General features: G+C 57.6%; 14 protein-coding genes and 1 tRNA gene. 5 read left to right on the plus strand and 10 right to left on the minus strand.

Translation table 11 applies throughout. The annotated features are described in order from the left end of the window. Positions 1-4 precede the first annotated feature (4 nt). Positions 5-775: a DUF3800 domain-containing protein gene (locus S7A_RS06730; RefSeq protein ID WP_009089103.1), complete on the plus strand. Its 771-nt coding sequence runs from the start codon at positions 5-7 to the stop codon at positions 773-775. Positions 776-913: 138 nt separating this feature from the next. Here the strand turns inward: S7A_RS06730 and S7A_RS06735 are convergent. The 3 genes from S7A_RS06735 to S7A_RS06745 form a co-directional block, all read right to left on the minus strand. Then, positions 914-990 (minus strand) — tRNA-Pro (locus S7A_RS06735). A gap of 73 nt (positions 991-1,063) precedes the next feature. Further along, on the minus strand, positions 1,064-2,818 hold the full coding sequence (gene yejM / locus S7A_RS06740; RefSeq protein ID WP_009089105.1) for an LPS biosynthesis-modulating metalloenzyme YejM: 1,755 nt from the start codon (positions 2,816-2,818) through the stop codon (positions 1,064-1,066). 22 nt (positions 2,819-2,840) lie between these two features. Further along, a complete protein-coding gene (locus tag S7A_RS06745) occupies positions 2,841-3,068 on the minus strand; it encodes a YejL family protein (protein WP_009089108.1) in 228 nt (75 codons plus the stop codon). 158 nt (positions 3,069-3,226) lie between these two features. On the opposite strand from S7A_RS06745, the gene yejK reads away from it, so the two are divergent. Next, positions 3,227-4,231: a nucleoid-associated protein YejK gene (gene yejK, locus S7A_RS06750; protein WP_009089109.1), complete on the plus strand. Its 1,005-nt coding sequence runs from the start codon at positions 3,227-3,229 to the stop codon at positions 4,229-4,231. 118 nt (positions 4,232-4,349) lie between these two features. On the opposite strand, the gene rplY is transcribed toward yejK, so the two are convergent. Together rplY and S7A_RS06760 are read right to left on the minus strand one after the other, a co-directional pair. Next, positions 4,350-4,634, minus strand: coding sequence for a 50S ribosomal protein L25 (gene rplY / locus S7A_RS06755; protein ID WP_009089112.1), 285 nt, complete (start codon positions 4,632-4,634; stop codon positions 4,350-4,352). A 153-nt stretch (positions 4,635-4,787) separates the two neighbouring features. Continuing rightward, positions 4,788-6,542, minus strand: a complete 1,755-nt coding sequence (locus tag S7A_RS06760; RefSeq protein ID WP_009089113.1) for a DEAD/DEAH box helicase — start codon at positions 6,540-6,542, stop codon at positions 4,788-4,790. A gap of 155 nt (positions 6,543-6,697) precedes the next feature. Between S7A_RS06760 and rsuA the strand changes: the two genes are divergently transcribed. The 3 genes from rsuA to S7A_RS06775 all read left to right on the plus strand — a co-directional run bounded on the left by rsuA (position 6,698) and on the right by S7A_RS06775 (position 9,265). After that, complete coding sequence (gene rsuA / locus S7A_RS06765; RefSeq protein WP_009089116.1) at positions 6,698-7,417, plus strand: 16S rRNA pseudouridine(516) synthase RsuA; 720 nt, start codon at positions 6,698-6,700, stop codon at positions 7,415-7,417. A 50-nt stretch (positions 7,418-7,467) separates the two neighbouring features. Beyond that, positions 7,468-8,664, plus strand: coding sequence for a Bcr/CflA family multidrug efflux MFS transporter (locus S7A_RS06770; RefSeq protein WP_009089119.1), 1,197 nt, complete (start codon positions 7,468-7,470; stop codon positions 8,662-8,664). Between the two features lie 283 nt (positions 8,665-8,947). After that, the gene (locus tag S7A_RS06775) at positions 8,948-9,265 is read left to right on the plus strand and encodes a hypothetical protein (protein WP_009089120.1); all 318 of its coding nucleotides are present in this window, start codon (positions 8,948-8,950) and stop codon (positions 9,263-9,265) included. Here the strand turns inward: S7A_RS06775 and yejF are convergent. Genes yejF through S7A_RS06800 form a run of 5 tightly spaced genes read right to left on the minus strand, consistent with a single transcriptional unit; the run spans position 9,252 to position 16,404 of the window. Continuing rightward, entirely contained in the window at positions 9,252-10,859 is a 1,608-nt protein-coding gene (gene yejF, locus S7A_RS06780; protein ID WP_009089122.1) for a microcin C ABC transporter ATP-binding protein YejF, read from the minus strand. The two genes, S7A_RS06775 and yejF, sit on opposite strands and share 14 nt — an antisense overlap. Next, positions 10,860-11,882 carry an ABC transporter permease gene (locus S7A_RS06785; RefSeq protein WP_009089125.1) on the minus strand — a complete coding sequence of 341 codons (1,023 nt, stop codon included), beginning with the start codon at positions 11,880-11,882 and terminating at the stop codon, positions 10,860-10,862. Beyond that, positions 11,882-12,973 (minus strand): microcin C ABC transporter permease YejB, encoded by a 1,092-nt coding sequence (locus tag S7A_RS06790; RefSeq protein ID WP_009089127.1) that lies wholly within the window; start codon positions 12,971-12,973, stop codon positions 11,882-11,884. Before S7A_RS06790 ends, S7A_RS06785 begins: the two co-directional genes overlap by 1 nt. Positions 12,974-12,983: 10 nt before the next feature. Then, positions 12,984-14,792 (minus strand): extracellular solute-binding protein, encoded by a 1,809-nt coding sequence (locus S7A_RS06795; protein ID WP_009089129.1) that lies wholly within the window; start codon positions 14,790-14,792, stop codon positions 12,984-12,986. Between the two features lie 49 nt (positions 14,793-14,841). Then, positions 14,842-16,404, minus strand: coding sequence for a cyclic di-GMP phosphodiesterase (locus S7A_RS06800; protein WP_033736175.1), 1,563 nt, complete (start codon positions 16,402-16,404; stop codon positions 14,842-14,844). Positions 16,405-16,460 lie beyond the last annotated feature (56 nt).

Genomic DNA, 16,460 nt, shown 5'->3' on the forward strand with positions numbered 1-16,460 from the left:
AAGCATGGAATATATAGCGTTTGGTGATGAAAGTGGTACTACAGGGAGTGACCGCTGTTATGGCATAGGTTTGCTGTGCATACGTAAGGACACACTTGAAATCTTCAATGAGCGCGTTTTGCGATTGAAGCATAAGTACGGCATTGTTGGCGAGCTAAAATGGTCAAAGATCAAAAACAGTGCGGGTCAGGCGAACATCTGCATTGAGTTGCTTCAAATGGTGCTAAAAAACTCTTGCTGCTTCCATTCAATCATTGTCGTCAAGAATATTTACCGTAACTGGCAGACTGACAAAGAAACGGCTTTCTATCAAACATATACAATGCTGGTTAAAAATACAGCACGTCAGCTAAAGAAGCCTCTTGAAGTAATCATCGATCAGAAAATTGACAAGTATAAGAAGAATGATGAAGTTACAGGCATCATTGCGAACAACATGCTTGCAATGGAAGGTGTCAAAAAATTAGTTCAATCAGTAACGATGCAGGATTCAAAACATCATCCTGGATTACAAGTCGTAGACATTCTCACTGGCGCTGTAAACTCTGGCTATTTGAAGTTTCTCAACCCACAATTAGAGTTATCTGTAGCAAAAGAAATCGCATTTAAGCGCATGGCTGCATTATTGGGTTGGGATGTCTTTCATTACGACACTTACCCAAACAAAGACTTTAACATCTGGCATTTTCCGTTAGAGATGAGAAGGGTGCCTGATACCATGCCAATTAGGGCTGACTACAATGTACCTCTTGTGCGTCGAGAAGAATTGTCGTGAGTTATTTAACGATTGGTCACTAATTTAAGTGTGAAAGATCAAATTGCATCGTCTTTCCAAAGATAAAAAACGAGGCGGTAATGATGACTGTAATCGCCGTGGTCACTCATCAAAAACTGCTATGACGGGGAAATTGGTTGGTCGGCACGAGAGGATTTGAACCTCCGACCCCGGACACCCCATGACCGTGCGCTACCAGGCTGCGCTACGTGCCGAACACTGGAGGGTTAGTCTACTGGTTATCGGCATGAATGCAAGACACCAGCTGACTATTTGCCTGATAATTAATCAGTTAGCGATAAAACGCTTCTCCTCAGTTAGTACCTGCAACAGCAACGTCAGTTCCGGCTTGTGATCTTTCAGCGCATTGCCCGCGGCATCATAAGCGCGATAGCTGCCGTTGTTGTTGAGCACCAGCGTCACCTGCGGCGTGGTGATCACCAGCTTGTTCTCTTCGCTGCTGGCGACCCAGTCATGGCGACGACGTGCAGCAAACAGATCTTCACCCTGCGAATAGTTCACCGGATTGGTTCGCACATGCAGCAGGCGCTGCATCAGCGTCGTCATCACATCCTGATGATCGGAGAGACGATCAACGGTCTGCGCGGGCGTATCAGGCCAGTGAATCACTAATGGCACCTGCAATGTCTGGCGATTGCCTGCGCTGTCAGGGTTACCCTCCAGCGCCAGACCGCGCTGCGCGGTGATCACCACCACTGTGTTCTTCAGCAAATCACGCGCCTGCAGGCTGCTCAGAACGGCATGAATCTGCTGATCGACGGCGGGTGCCTGACGCAGATAACTGCGCTGACGGGATTTGGCGCTGTCGCCGGTGACGTCAGGGCCGTTCAGCGCGATCCAGGAGAACCAGGGCGCCTGGGAACCTGTCTGCTTCTCCAGCCAGTTCTGCCATTGCGCGACGGTGCTGGCGTTCGGCTGGCTGGTCATCGCCGGCAGTGAATAGTCGGTCAGCAGCGCTTGTCGGTAGAGCGGCGGATTAAAGCCCTCAGAGGAGAACAGGCCAAACTGATAACCCTGCGTGCTCAGCGCGCCCAGCAGGGCAGACGGCGTACGGGATGCCAGAATACCGTTCATGTAGCTGGAGGAGATGCCGTAGAATAGGCCAAACAACCCTTTCTCCGGGGTATCTCCGGCGCTGTAGTGCTGCGTGAAACGCACGTTTTTGCTGGCAAACTGATTGAGTTGCGGCAGCGCACTGGCCATCGTGGCGTTATTCAGGCCATCCACGGTCAGCACCAGCAGGTTATTGCGTGTACCGCCATCGCGGAAGGTAATGTCGCTCAGCGGATATTCCACCGCCAGCGCTTCCGGGTCGCCCTGCTGAACCAGGCGACGCTGATACTCCTGCGCATCCAGCAGACCGTGACGCTCCAGGAAACGGCGGGCGGTCATCGGATAGGAGAGCGGCAGGTTAGCGCGCTGCATGGTTATCGGGCGATAGAAGTTGGCATCAGCCCAGATATACATCAGGTGGCTGGCAAAAAAGGCGCTGATAAACAGGGCCGCGAGCGGCTTACCAAATGAACGGCGATTCAAACTGCGCAGTTTCTGCCAGCTCCAGGTCGCAAACAGCATCTCGACCAGAAAAATCAGCGGCACGCTGATAAACATCAGCTGCCAGTCGCGTGCCATCTCGCTCTGATCGGGGTTAATCACCAGCTCCCACACCACCGGGTTCAGGTGAAGGTGGAAGCGGCTGAACACCGCGCTGTCGACCATGACCAGTGTCAGACCCGCGGTGGCGACCACCGCGGACACTACCCGCATCAGCCGTTGCGACATCACCACAAACGTCAGCGGGAAGATGATCAGCAGATAGGCGGCAAAAACGATAAAACTGAAGTGGCCAACCCAGCTGGTATAGGCGTAGATACGCCCCGCCAGTGAAGAAGGCCAGTCGGCGACCAACAGGTAGCGACTGCCTAAAATCAGCGCGAATAAGATATTAAACAGAGCAAACCAGTGCCCCCAGCTAATCATCTGGGAGACTTTTTCGCGGTAGCGCTGCCGGTTGGTTACCATATTATAAAATCAAATCAGCCAATTAGTGAGCGTTGTCGTCACGCACTGACGCCTGCAGGGCATCGGCGAAAGATCGGGCCAGAGAGCGACGCTGCGCCGGGGCAACATCGCTGTTAATCAGGTTAGTCACCATATTGCCCAAGACCATCAGGGAGAGGTCGGTGGGGGCCTTATCCTTCTGCAGGATTTGGGCCATTTCCGCGAGGAGTTGTTCCACGCGTTCGTCGCTGTAACGGGATGATTGTGGCATAGGGTCGTCTGAGCTCATTTCAAAAGGCGATATAGTACCGGAACAGCGTACTTTTTTCCGCAATTTTATCGAAAGTACCGCGTCCGCTTTACGTATGGAGTTGAAAGCCGATGCCGGCGGTGTTTGAATACGCGCCTGAGCTAAAAGGAGAGTCTACCATGAGTCTGGATATCGACCAGATTGCCCTGCATCAGTTGATCAAACGCGATGAAAACCAGCTTGAGCTGGCGCTGCGCGATTCGCTGCTGCCTGCCACCAACACGGTCAACGCGATGGTGGAGGAGTTACACCGGGTTTACAGCGCAAAAAGCAAAGCCTACGGCCTGTTTAATGCAGAAAGTGAACTGGCAGAAGCGCTGCGTAATTGTCGTAAGGGCAACGATGATTTTCTCGCCTTTAGCCGTGCCGCCACCGGCCGTCTGCGTGACGAACTGGCGAAATATCCGTTCGCCGAAAGCGGCGTGGTGCTGTTTATTCACTACCGCTATCTGGCCGTAGACTATCTGCTGATCGCCGTGCTGAACAGCCAGTCCAGCATGCGCGTCAACGAGCAGATGGATATCAGCAGCACCCACTATCTCGACATCAACCATGCGGATATCGTCGCGCGCATCGATTTAACCGAATGGGAAACCAACCCGGAATCGACCCGCTATCTGACCTTCCTGCGCGGCCGCGTCGGACGCAAAGTGGCTGACTTCTTCATGGACTTCCTCGGTGCCGAAGTGGGATTAGACACCAAGGCGCAGAACCGGGGACTGTTGCAGGCGGTGGATGACTACTGCAACGAATCCGGGCTGGATAAGCAGGAGCGGCAGAATTATCGCCAGCAGGTCTACAGCTACTGCAACGAGCAGCTGCAGGCGGGCGAAGAGATTGCGCTGGAAGATCTGTCAGGCGAATTGCCACCGGTGGGTGAAAAAACCTTTCAGGCCTTTACCCAGGAGCAGGGCTACGAACTTGAGGAGAGCTTCCCGGCGGATCGCAGCACGCTGCGCCAGCTGACGAAGTTTGCCGGCAGCGGCGGGGGACTGACCCTGAACTTCGACGCCATGTTACTGGGCGAGCGTATTTTCTGGGACCCGGCAACGGACACCCTGACAATCAAAGGCACGCCACCCAATCTGCGTGACCAGCTACAGCGCCGCACCAGCAGCAAATAAAAAAGCCGGGCTCAGCCCGGCTTTTTTGACGCTACGCGGCAATAACCTTTGGCAGCGACAGACAAAATAAAAGGGCCGGTTTCGCAACCGGCCCTTCTACGTTCAACAAGGCTCGCGATTACGCGCGAACGAAGTCGATGTGAAACAGTTTTGGCTTGAACGGGTGACGCTGAACAGCCTGAACTTTCACTTTGGTTTCTTTACCGTCAACAACCAGGGTCAGCACTTCTTCGTAGAAACCTGGTTTTGCCTGCAGGTTCATTACGGAGTCGTGATCCAGGTCGATGGCAACAGCCGCTTCAGAACCACCGTAGATGATGGCCGGGAAACGGTTTGCTGTACGCAGGCGGCGGCTCGCACCCTTACCCTGCTCTTTACGTTCTACTGCATTGATAGTGAACATTAATACGTCTCTTTATTTAATTCCTGCTACAGGCGACCCAGTAACAGGCAGGTTATTCAATTCCGCTGATGCACATGCAAAAGCGGGCGGCAGTATAGCGGTTATCCCTGCCGGGAGCAAACGATATAGCCGCCTGCCAGCGGCGCATCCGCGTCAGCGCAGCTCATTCGCGCGGCGGTAGCGGCCCTGATAATCAAACATCTTTTCACGGATCTGCCAGAACTGGCCTTTGGCCCTGGCCACCACAAAATCGGGATGACGCAACAGCGGCTGCAGCGCCAGCACGTCGGCGGCGGTCTGCCAGCCAAGCGGTACGCCGGGTGCGCGCTGATGCGGACGCATAAAGAGTTGCTCAAACGCTTTCCGCTGCGCGGGCGTCTGCAGCCGGAAACGTTCGCTGACGCTGGTGCCATCCTCGTCATGGTAGGTCGCTTTGAGCCACTCACCTTTGGCATCCGATCCCTGTTCCAGCGTCATGCCGCCACAGCGCAGCACCAGTGCATCCTTGAGTTTCAGTGCCGCTTTGAGCATATCGTCGGGATCGACCAGCACTTTATCGCACTGGTGACAGCGCCGGGCGGCGATATCATTTTCCGCGCCGCAGTCGGGACAGCTTTTAAAGCGGAAACGATAGTCGCACTGTTCGCGTTCTCCCTCATCATCTTCCAGCACCCCCTGACAGCGCCGGCCAAAATGTTCGATGACCATGCCATCTTCGGTCGCCTTGCCCCAGAAGGTATTGGCAAAGCCGCAGGCGGGGCAGAAAACCTGCACCGGCTGATTGTCGCTGGCCCCTTTCGGCGCGCCGACTTCCGGCGTGAAGAGGTCGTGGGGATTACCGGCATAATCCAGGATCAGGCAGTCGCGCTTACCAGGCGAGAGCCGCAGGCCGCGGCCGACGATTTGCTGATAGAGGCTGACCGACTCGGTCGGGCGCAGTATCGCAATCAGGTCAACGTGCGGCGCATCAAAGCCGGTAGTCAGTACCGCTACGTTCACCAGGAATTTCAGCTGCTGCGCTTTAAACGCCAGGATCAGGGCATCACGCTCGCGGGCGGGCGTTTCGGCGGAGACCAGCGCGCTGTTTTCGGGCAGCAGTTGCAGGATTTCACGCGCATGATCCACGGTGGAAGCGAAGATCATCACCCCCAGCCGATCCTCAGCGAACTCCACAATCTGACGGATGATATGGGGCGTCACGCGCTGCTGCTGTTTCAGTTCGCGATTCAGATCGGCTTCGCTGAACAGGCCGTTCGACTGCGCCGTCAGGCGGCTGAAGTCATACTGTACCACCGGCATATCCAGCCGCTCCGGCGGCACCAGGAACTGATGCTTGATCATGTAACGCAGCGGCAGTTCATAGATGCAGTCGCGGAACAGCGATTTCTCGTCGCCCCGCACCATGCCGTGATAGTGAAACTGATAGATCCAGCCTTTGCCCAGCCGGAACGGCGTGGCAGTCAGGCCGAGTAAACGGAGCTGAGGATTGTGCTGGCGCAGATGACTGAAGATCTGCTGATACTGGCTCTCTTTGTCATCGCCGATGCGATGGCACTCGTCGACAATCACCAGTGAAAAGGCGCTGTCGAACTGTTCGAGGTTACGCGCGATGGACTGCACGCTGCCAAACACCACTTTGCGCTGGCTCTCTTTACGCTGCAGTCCGGCGGCAAAGATGTCCGCCTCCAGCCCGTACGCTTCATATTTGCTGTGGTTCTGTGCCACCAGCTCTTTGACGTGCGCCAGCACCAGCACCCGGCCACGCGCCAGCCGTGCCAGCTCGGCGATCACCAGGCTCTTCCCGGCGCCGGTGGGCAGTACGATCACTGCAGGTTCCTGATGACGACGGAAATGCGCAACGGTGGCATTAACCGCATCCTGCTGATAGGGGCGTAAGGTAAAAGACATGGCGCTCACTTTTGCAAAACTGGCGGCAATTATGCCATGAAAGTCCGGTAAACGCGCTGTCAGGCGGACGCAGATCACGTTATACTTCCCGCACATTTTCAACGGTTAACCAGGCCGTTTCAGATTCCCTCCGCAGTAACAGGCAAAACGAATTCATGCGACTCGACAAATTCATCTCTCAGCAACTGGAAATCAGCCGCGCCATCGCTCATCGCGAAATCCGCGGCCAGCGTGTCACCGTGAACGGGGAGATCGTGCGCGATACCGCGTTTAAACTGCTGCCCGACCACGAAGTCGCCTATGACGGCAACGTGCTGCAGATGCTCACCGGTCCACGCTACTTTATGCTGAACAAACCACAGGGTTACGTCTGCTCAACCGACGATCCCGATCATCCCACCATCCTCTATTTCCTCGAAGAGCCGATGTCTTTCAAACTGCACGCAGCAGGGCGTCTCGATATCGACACCACCGGACTGGTGCTGATGACGGATGATGGTCAGTGGTCACACCGGATTACCTCGCCGCGTCATCACTGCGAGAAAACCTATCGCGTCACACTGGAATCGCCGGTCAGTGACGATACGGCCGCGCAGTTTACGGCGGGCGTACAGCTGCACAATGAGAAGAGCCTGACCAAACCGGCACAGCTGGAGGTGATCACGCCGACCGAAGTGCTGCTGACCCTGAGCGAAGGGCGTTATCACCAGGTGAAACGGATGTTTGCGGCAGTCGGCAATCGGGTGGTTGAGCTGCATCGTGAGCGCATTGGCGACATCGTGCTGGATGCCGATCTGGAACCGGGCGAATACCGGCCGCTGACGGCAGAAGAGATCGCCAGTATTGGTCTGCCAAAAGAGTTACAGGCTAAATAAGCGGACGGGCTGCCAGCAGCCCGTGCCAGTCCCACAGGGCAGGAGAAGGTGTGCGTAAGGAAAAGAATTCGCCAACAGGTCTGGTCGTCATCCTCGGTCTGTTAGCCATGCTGATGCCATTGTCGATCGACATGTATCTGCCTGCCATGCCGCAGATTGCGCGTGAGTTTGGCGTGTCGGCGGGTAGCGTGCAGATGTCGCTGAATCTCTACATTCTGGGGTTCGCGATCGGGCAGCTCATCTATGGGCCGCTGGCGGACAGCTACGGCCGCAAGCCGGTGATTGCGCTTGGCACGCTGATCTTTGCCTGCGCCGCCGCCGCCTGTGCGTTGTCACAAAGTATTGATCAGCTGATTACCATGCGCTTTCTGCATGGGCTCTCGGCTGCGGCCGCCAGCGTGGTGATCAACGCCCTGATGCGCGACAGTTACTCGAAAGAGGACTTTTCGCGCATGATGTCCTTCGTGATGCTGATCACCACCATTGCGCCGCTGCTGGCGCCGATTATCGGCGGCTGGCTGCTGGTGCTCTGGAGCTGGCACGCCATCTTCTGGGCGCTGTCGGGCGCGGCATTAGTCACCACACTGCTGGTGACCACGCAGATCCGCGAAACCCTGAAGCCGGAGCAGCGCAAGCGGTTCCATCTGCGCACCACGCTGGGTAATTTCGTCACGCTGTTTCGTCACAAACGGGCCTTCAGCTATATGCTGGCGAGCGGCTTCTCCTTTGCCGGACTCTTCACCTTTCTTAACGCCGGTCCCTTTGTTTATATCGAACTGAATCACGTTTCGCCGCAAAACTTCGGCTACTATTTTGGCCTTAACGTGGTGTTTCTCTTCGTGCTGACCCTGATTAACAGCAGGGCTGTGCGCCGCTTTGGCCCGGTCGCGATGTTCCGGCTGGGGTTGCTGATCCAGTTCTCTATGGGGATCTGGCTGCTGCTGGTCAGCGCCTTTGACCTGGGCTTTTTGCCGCTGGTGCTGGGTGTCGCACTGTTTATCGGCTGTGTGTCGATCGTCTCATCCAATGCGATGGCGGTGATCCTGGATGCGTTTCCGCATATGGCGGGCACGGCCTCCTCTCTGGCGGGCACCCTGCGTTTTGGCGTCGGGGCTTTTGTGGGGGCGCTGCTGTCGCTGATGAGTTTCAACAGCGCCTGGCCGATGGTGGGCACCATCGCGCTGTGCGCGACGATTTCCCTGCTGCTCTTTTTCTACGCGTCACGTCCCCATCCTGCGTCCCGCTAGCCGGGCGCAGGGGTTTTTCCCCGTTACCGCTGGCTCTGTTAACGACCTTTCTGGTTATGTTTCTTTATTGTGAAAATCTTTAGCTAAAAAAGTAATCATATTGCGTCTAAAATGATTGTTAACGGCGTGTGAACGCGGTACATATAGCCAGAAGTGCGATGCGAGTCGCAAAAAATGCGCGCGGGCAGACGATTAACACTCGTCCGGACTCAGCGGTTGTCGGTCAGCTTTCAGCGTCGGTTGCTGTGTGTTGCGACATAAACTCATTCGGGGAGAGTAAACGATGCTGCAACTTTCAATTGTGCATCGCCTGCCGCAGCGTTTCCGCTGGGCCAGCGATCGCCACAGTGCTATTGAGCCTGATGAAGCCCTGGATGACCAGGAGTTCGTGGCGCTGCGTCTGATCAGCCACGATGGCATTCCGGCGTGGGAAATCCTGCAGCAGTTAAAAGAGGTGCTGGCAGAGATTCAGGTCGACTGTAAAGTGGCCGAATGTGAAGGGCAGCCCTGCCTGTTCATTCAGCGCCGTGACGAGAGTGCCACTAACTGCTGCCTGAAAAATCAGGGCGTGGCGATTGCCGAAACCTTTAACGCAGGCTGAGCCGGGACGACTGCAGCAGCTCGCGGGTGTAGTCGTTCTCAGGTGAAGCAAACAACTTTTCACACTCTCCCTGTTCTGCCACTTCCCCCTGACGCAGCACGATAAGCTGGTGACACAGGGATCGAACCACATCGAGATCGTGACTGATAAACAGATAGCTGAGCTGGCGCTGCTGCTGCTGCAGACGACGTAGCAGCGTCAGGATCTGTTTCTGCACCGTGCGGTCCAGCGAGGAGGTCGGTTCGTCCAGCACCAGCAGCTCCGGTTCCAGAATCAGCGCCCGCGCGATGGCGATCCGCTGTCGCTGCCCCCCCGAAAATTCGGCCGGATAGCGGTGGCGGCTTTCCGGGTCAAGTCCCACTTCTTCCATCACTGCGATGACGCGCTGCTCCTGTTCTGCCCGGCCGATAGCGGGCAGATGTACCGCCATGCCTTCGGCAATAATCTGCTGCACCGTCATCCGCGGATTCAGGGAGGAGTTGGGGTCCTGAAACACCACCTGAATGCGCTGGCGCAGCGGCAGCAGTTGCCGGCGCGTCAGCTGATGCAGCGGCTGACCATCAAACCAGACTTCCCCGCACGAGCGAATCAGCCGCAGCAGCGCCAGCCCGGTGGTGCTTTTGCCCGAACCGGACTCGCCAACCAGGCCCAGGCTTTCGCCGCGCCGCAGGGTAAAACTCAGCCCGGCGAGTATGAGCTTTTCGGCCGCCTGCCGCCGGAACAGTCCGCGCCGTAGCGGAAAACTGACCTGAAGCTGTTCGACCCGAAGTATCACCGGGGCGTCCGCAGGCAGCGGCAGCGCGGTTCCTTCCGGTTCGGCGGCCAGTAACTGCTGGCTGTAGGGATGCTGCGGCTGGTCCATCAGAACCTGACCGCGGTTCTGTTCCACGATGCGACCCTGACGCATCACGCTGACGCTATCCGCCAGCTGGCGCACAATATTCAGGTTATGGGTGATAAACAGCATGCCCATGTTCATCTCCCGCTGCAGTTCGCGGAGCAGCTTAAGGATCTGCGCCTGCACCGTCACATCCAGCGCGGTGGTCGGCTCATCGGCGATCAGCAGCTGGGGTTCGGTCAGCAGTGCCATGGCGATCATCACGCGCTGGCGTTCGCCGCCGGAGAGCTGGTGCGGAAAATCGTTGAGCCGGGCGGCAGGCTGCCGGATGCCGACCCGATCGAGCACGCTGAGTATCTCTCCGCGTGCCGCCGGACGACGCAGTCCGCGATGCAGCGAGAGCACTTCATACAGCTGCTTTTCCACGGTGTGCAGCGGGTTGAGCGACACCATCGGCTCCTGAAAAATCATCGCCATCTGATTGCCGCGAAGGGCACGCAGCCGCGCCTCCGGGACGCGCAGCAGATCTTCACCCTGAAACAGGATCTCGCCACGGGGATAAACCACCGACGCCTCATGCAGCAGTCGCATCACCGACAGCGCCGTTACGCTCTTGCCGGAGCCTGACTCGCCCACCAGCGCCAGGGTTTCGCCTGCATTGATGCGCAGGGAGAGATCCTCCACCACCGGGCGAAGCGCATCGCCCTGACGAAAGGCAATCGAAAGATCGTTGATGGCCAGTAAGGGTGTCGTCATTCAGGCTCCTTTGCCCGGATCGAAGGCATCGCGCACCGCTTCGCCAATAAAAACCAGCAGCGAAAGCAGGATAGCGAGCGTGAAAAAGCCTGCCAGGCCTAACCATGGCGCCTGCAGGTTATTTTTGCCCTGCAGCAGCAGCTCTCCCAGCGAGGGCGAGCCCAGCGGCAGACCAAAGCCGAGAAAGTCGAGTGAGGTGAGCGTGGTGATCGACCCACACAAAATAAACGGCAGAAAGGTCAGGGTCGCCACCATGGCGTTAGGCAGCATATGGCGCAGCATAATCCGGCCGTCGCTGACGCCAAGGGCCTGCGCCGCGCGAATGTAATCGAAGTTACGGGTGCGCAGAAACTCGGCCCGCACCACGCTGACCAGACTCATCCAGCCGAAGGCGACGGTGACCAGCAGCAGCCACCAGAAGCCGGGCTGGATCACGCTGGAGAGTAAAATCAGCAGAAACAGCGCGGGCATGCCGGACCAGACTTCAACCAGCCGCTGCCCGATCAGATCGATTCTGCCGCCGAAATAGCCCTGCACCGCGCCGACCACAATGCCAATTACGCTGGAGAAGAGCGTCAGCAGCAGACCGAACAGCAGCGAGATACGCGTGCCGTAAAGCAGCCGTGCCAGCACGTCGCCCCCGTTGGCGTCGGTGCCAAGCCAGTTCTGTGCCGACGGCGGAGAGGGGAAGGGCACCTGGGTCGCAAAATTGAGGGTGCTGTCGCTGAAGCGAATCGGCGCCCACAGGGCCCAGCCCTGCCGGGCAATGCGCTGCTGCAGCCACGGGTCCTGATAATCGGCGGCGGTCGGCAGCACGCCGCCATAGTCCGTTTCGCTGTAGTTAAACAGCAGTGGCAGCATCCAGCGCTGCTGGTAATGCACCAGCAGCGGCTTTTCATTGGCAATCAGCTCGGCACCCAGCGACAGCAGAAAAAGGACCAGAAAGATCCACAGCGACCAGTAGCCGCGCCGGTTATGGCGAAAGCGCTGCCAGCGCTGCTGAGTGAGGGGAGAAAGCGGCATCAATGGCTCCTGAAATCGATGCGCGGATCGACCAGCGTATAGGTCAGATCGCTGAGAATGTTCATCAGTAACCCGATCAGGGTAAAAATATAGAGCGTGCCAAACATGACCGGATAGTCGCGTTGCAGGGTGGCGTCATAGCCGAGCAGCCCCAGCCCGTTCAGGGAGAACATTACCTCGATCAGCACGGAACTGGTAAAGAACATGCTGATAAAGGTGGCAGGAAAGCTGGCGATGACCAGCAGCATCGCATTGCGAAACACATGATGATAGAGAATACGCCGCTCCGGCACCCCTTTGGCGCGCGCGGTCACCACATAGAGTTTGCGGATCTCATCCAGAAACGCGTTTTTCGTCAGCATCGTCAGCGTGGCGAAACCGCCGATCACCGTCGCCAGCACCGGCAACGCGATGTGCCAGAAGTAATCCAGCACCTGACCATACCAGGGCAGCGTGTCGTGCTGCGCAGAGGTGAGCCCGCGCAGCGGAAACCAGTCCAGATAGCTGCCCCCGGCAAACAGTACGATCAGCATGATGCCGAACAGGAAAGCCGGAACGGAGTAGCCCACAATAATCAGGGCGCTGCTCCAGATATCAAACGCAGAGCCGTTGCGCACGGCCTTGCGGATACCCAGCGGGATCGACACCAGATAGATAATCAGGGTGCTCCATAACCCCAGACTGATGGAAACCGGCAGGCTCTCTTTGATCAGCCCCACCACTGAGGCGCTGCGAAACAGGCTGTCGCCAAAATCGAAGCGCAGATAGTTCCACAGCATCTCGCCGTAGCGCTGCCACAGGGGTTTATCGAATCCGTAGCGCTGTTTGATCTCTGCAATTACCTCCGGGTCCAGCCCGCGTGCGCCCCGGTACTGATTGTCGGCAGGATTGAGATGACTGCGCGTGGCATGTGAACCGGCGCTGTCGGCGCCGCTGCCGGGCAGGCCGGTTGTCTGACCAAACTCAATATTAGCCAGCGCCTGATCGACCGGTCCGCCGGGGGCGATTTGCACAATAAAGAAGTTCAGCGTGATGATCGCCCACAGCGTCGGAACGATCAGCAGGACTCTGCGCAGAAAGTAAGCGGCCAACGGTGTCTCCTTAGCGTTTACTGGCCGGCAGGCGTCCGGCTTTGTGTGCGTCGTACCACCAGCTATCCAGACCGGTACTGTAGGCAGGCTTGCGGGCGGGATGGGAAAACTTATCCCAGTAAGCCAGCCGCTGCTCTGCGTTGTACCACATCGGGATCATATACGCATTCCACAGCAGTACCCGATCCAGTGACTGCGCCAGCGGCCGCAGCGCAGCGGGATTGCCCTGGTGCGCCACGATCTGCTGCACGAAGTGGTCAACGACAGGATCTTTCACCCGCGCGGTATTCCAGGAGGAGCTGATGTAGTCCGACTGCCACAGGATCTGCAGGCTGGAGGTGGGGATCGGCATCGCCTGATAGAGGGTGGCGATCATGTCATAGTCGCCTTCACGCCAGCGCCGCAGATATTGCGAGCTGTCGACCTGCCGCAGGTTCAGGGTGATGCCGAGCCGCGAGAGCGCGTGCTGGAACGGCAGTGCCCACTCCGTGCTGGTGCCGCCGCGCAGCAGCAGCTCAACGGTGAACGGCTGACCGGTTTTGTCATTGACCAGACGCTGATTCTTAATCTGCCAGCCCGCCTCTTTCAGCAGCGCGTATGCTTTTAACAGGCTGCCGCGGTCGTAGCCACTGCCATCGCTCGCCGGAGGCTGGTAAGGCTGAGTGAACAGTCCGGCGGGCAACTGCGCGCGCCACGGTGCCAGCAGGCCCCGCTGTTCCGCATCCGGCGCACCCTGAGCAGCATACTCTGTGTTCTGGAAGTAGCTGCTGGCGCGCTGCCAGGCACCGTAATAGAGCGCCTTATTCATCCAGTTAAAATCGAACATCAGTGAAAAAGCCTGGCGCACGCGACGGTCATGGAACAGCGGTTTCTCATTGTTAAACGCCAGCCAGCGGGTATCAGTAGCGGCCTCGTTGGGCGTGGTCTGCTTCACTATATCGCCCTCGTCGAAGGCGCGGCCGCGATACTGGGTGGCCCATTTCTTCGCTGAGACCTCCTCACGCCAGTCGTAAGCCCCCGCTTTAAAGGCTTCGAACGCCACGTTGTCATCCAGATAGTAGTCGTAGCGCATCCGATCAAAATTGAAGCGCCCGCGATTCACCGGCAGATCGGCGGCCCAGTAATCTTTGACCCGGCTGAACTCAATAAACTGACCCAGCTTCCAGCGGCTGATGCGATAGGGCCCGCTGGAGAGCGGCGGGGCGCTCAGCGGCTCATTAAACTGCTTATCTTTCCAGAATGACGCCGGAATGACCGGCAGCGTCAGCAAGCCCATCAGCAGATCTCTGTCCGGTTTAGTCGCGTCGATGCGCACCGTAAGATCGTTCAGCGCGGTCACCGTCACGCCGCGATAGGCCACACGGAACTGAGGCACGCCTTCGGTCATAAACTTCTGAAAGCTGAAAGCCACATCACGGGCCGTAATCGGTGAGCCATCGTGAAAGCGGGCGCGGGGATTCAGGCGAATCTCAGTCCACGAAAAATCGCTGGCGTAGCGCGCCGACAGGGCGATCAGCGGGTAGTAGCTACCCGGCTCGTCGTCTGAACTGGTGTAGAGCCCATCATAAAGCGCACCGGTATTGATACCCGGATTGCCGCGCGAGGCGTAGCGGTTGAAGTTGTCGTAGGTGCCAATGACCGCCAGGGTGATGCTGCCGCCTTTGGGCGCATCGGGATCGGCATACTCATAATGGCTGAAGCCGGGCGGATATTTCGCTTCCCCGGCCTGAGTAAAAGCGTAACTTTGCAGAACGGAGGCGGCCAGCAGCGGGGCGCTGAGTAGGGCACCTGTCAGCAGAAGTCCAGCGCGAAGCAGCATAGCGAATGCCCTCTCCAGTAAGTGTTCGGCTCCGCCCGGGCCAGGCCGGTCAGGCGCGATGACGCTGAAAATAGTCTATCAGCGTTTCCGGCCGCAGCGGGCGACTAAAGATATAACCCTGCAGGTGAGTCACGCCGCGATTGATCAGCCACGCCGCCTGTTCGCCCGTTTCCACGCCCTCGGCCACGCTTTTCAGGTTCAGCTTTTTTGCCAGCTGCAGCACGGTATCCAGCACCGGCGAGGTCAGCGTCTCGGTGCCGATACTCTGCACAAAGCCGCGATCGATTTTCAGGTAATCAAAGGCGTAGCGCTCCAGATAGATCAGTGCGCTGTGCCCGGTGCCAAAGTCATCAATGGCGATGCGGATCTGCTGCTGATGCAGCCAGTCAAACAGCTCGCCGACATTTTCGTCGCGCACCATGACGCGTTCGGTAATCTCGAACACATAATTAAAGTGGCCGGCCGGCATGCTCTCAAGCCAGTTCAGGACATCCTGACGGAAGCTGCGGTCGGCCAGGTGCAGGGGCGAAATGTTGAGGCTGAGGCTGGCATAACGGGGAACGGTGTGACAGAGCAGGTGCGCATCGCGGGAAACCAGCTGAAACAGATGGCGGGTCAGTGGAACAATCAGGTTTTGCGACTCGGCATACTGAATAAAGACATCGGGTGGAATCGGGCCTTCCGTCGGGTGCGTCCAGCGCAGCAGTGCCTCCATGCCATAAGGCTGACTATCGTGAGAAGTAACCAGCGGCTGATACTCCACGTGAAACTCGCCCCGCTTCATGCCCCGAATCAGCTCTCTGCCCGGACGCTGATAGTGGGCGAGCAGCAGCCAGCAGCCACCTGAAACCAGCAGTGACAGCAGCAGACCACTCAGCAGAATGTTCTGATAATCGCTGAAGGCGAGGGTGGAACCGTAGAGAACAAACTGCAGCGGATAGCCTTCCAGCGACCGCTGAAGCAGCGGTGTCGGCAGGTTCTCATTCTCCGTTACGCCATGCTGCCAGCTGGTCAGGGCACTGTGCTGTGCCACCAGAGCCATACCGGTAATCTCCGGATGCCAGGAGGCCATCAGCTGATAGGGGGCCAGGCTGATGTTGAGTGTCGCGAAAACGCCGGTCTGCAGATTGCCGGGATTCTTCACCCACAGGGCCAGGGCCGGTTTATCCGGCTGCAACGGCGTGCCCGGCATCAGCTGCAGATCGGTATCGCGCGAGATATCACTCTGGGGCGAAATCACATTGATCGGCAGACTGAAACTGCCGGTGGCTGAGGAGCAAAAGGCATTGCCATTATTCACCAGCAGGATGGCACGAAGATTCCCGGCAAAGGCGGCGCGTGAGGTCAGTTCACGATTGATGGTGTGGCAGGCATTATGGGTAAACGGGAGCAGGGGACTGAGGGTGCTGTTATACAGGCTGGCGAGCGTTTGCTGTAGTGCCGACCGGCTGTGCTCCAGCAGGCGCTGATGTTGCCGCTCGCGCTTATGCCAGGTGTGATGAATCGCCAGCAGCGTGAACAGGAGAAAGAATAGGCCGCCGACCATCGCGCTACGCCATGCGATTTGGTAAGGATAGGTGGCATGGCGCTGTAGCGCCCCCGACAGTGGCATGAGGAGCTTCCCCTGATCAAATTATTATTATGTTAATGCACACGACTGCTTCGGTT

Origin of the sequence: Pantoea sp. Sc1 (assembly GCF_000255315.1) — a bacterium.
GTDB classification, from domain to species: Bacteria; Pseudomonadota; Gammaproteobacteria; order Enterobacterales; family Enterobacteriaceae; genus Pantoea; species Pantoea anthophila.

Bases quoted from the DNA above. Each gene is read 5' to 3' on its own strand.
- S7A_RS06730 (WP_009089103.1), top strand. From the start codon at position 5: ATGGAATATATAGCGTTTGGTGATGAAAGTGGTACTACAGGGAGTGAC.
- yejM (WP_009089105.1), bottom strand. From the start codon at position 2,818: ATGGTAACCAACCGGCAGCGCTACCGCGAAAAAGTCTCCCAGATGATT.
- S7A_RS06745 (WP_009089108.1), bottom strand. From the start codon at position 3,068: ATGCCACAATCATCCCGTTACAGCGACGAACGCGTGGAACAACTCCTC.
- yejK (WP_009089109.1), top strand. From the start codon at position 3,227: ATGAGTCTGGATATCGACCAGATTGCCCTGCATCAGTTGATCAAACGC.
- rplY (WP_009089112.1), bottom strand. From the start codon at position 4,634: ATGTTCACTATCAATGCAGTAGAACGTAAAGAGCAGGGTAAGGGTGCG.
- S7A_RS06760 (WP_009089113.1), bottom strand. From the start codon at position 6,542: ATGTCTTTTACCTTACGCCCCTATCAGCAGGATGCGGTTAATGCCACC.
- rsuA (WP_009089116.1), top strand. From the start codon at position 6,698: ATGCGACTCGACAAATTCATCTCTCAGCAACTGGAAATCAGCCGCGCC.
- S7A_RS06775 (WP_009089120.1), top strand. From the start codon at position 8,948: ATGCTGCAACTTTCAATTGTGCATCGCCTGCCGCAGCGTTTCCGCTGG.
- yejF (WP_009089122.1), bottom strand. From the start codon at position 10,859: ATGACGACACCCTTACTGGCCATCAACGATCTTTCGATTGCCTTTCGT.
- S7A_RS06785 (WP_009089125.1), bottom strand. From the start codon at position 11,882: ATGCCGCTTTCTCCCCTCACTCAGCAGCGCTGGCAGCGCTTTCGCCAT.
- S7A_RS06795 (WP_009089129.1), bottom strand. From the start codon at position 14,792: ATGCTGCTTCGCGCTGGACTTCTGCTGACAGGTGCCCTACTCAGCGCC.
- S7A_RS06800 (WP_033736175.1), bottom strand. From the start codon at position 16,404: ATGCCACTGTCGGGGGCGCTACAGCGCCATGCCACCTATCCTTACCAA.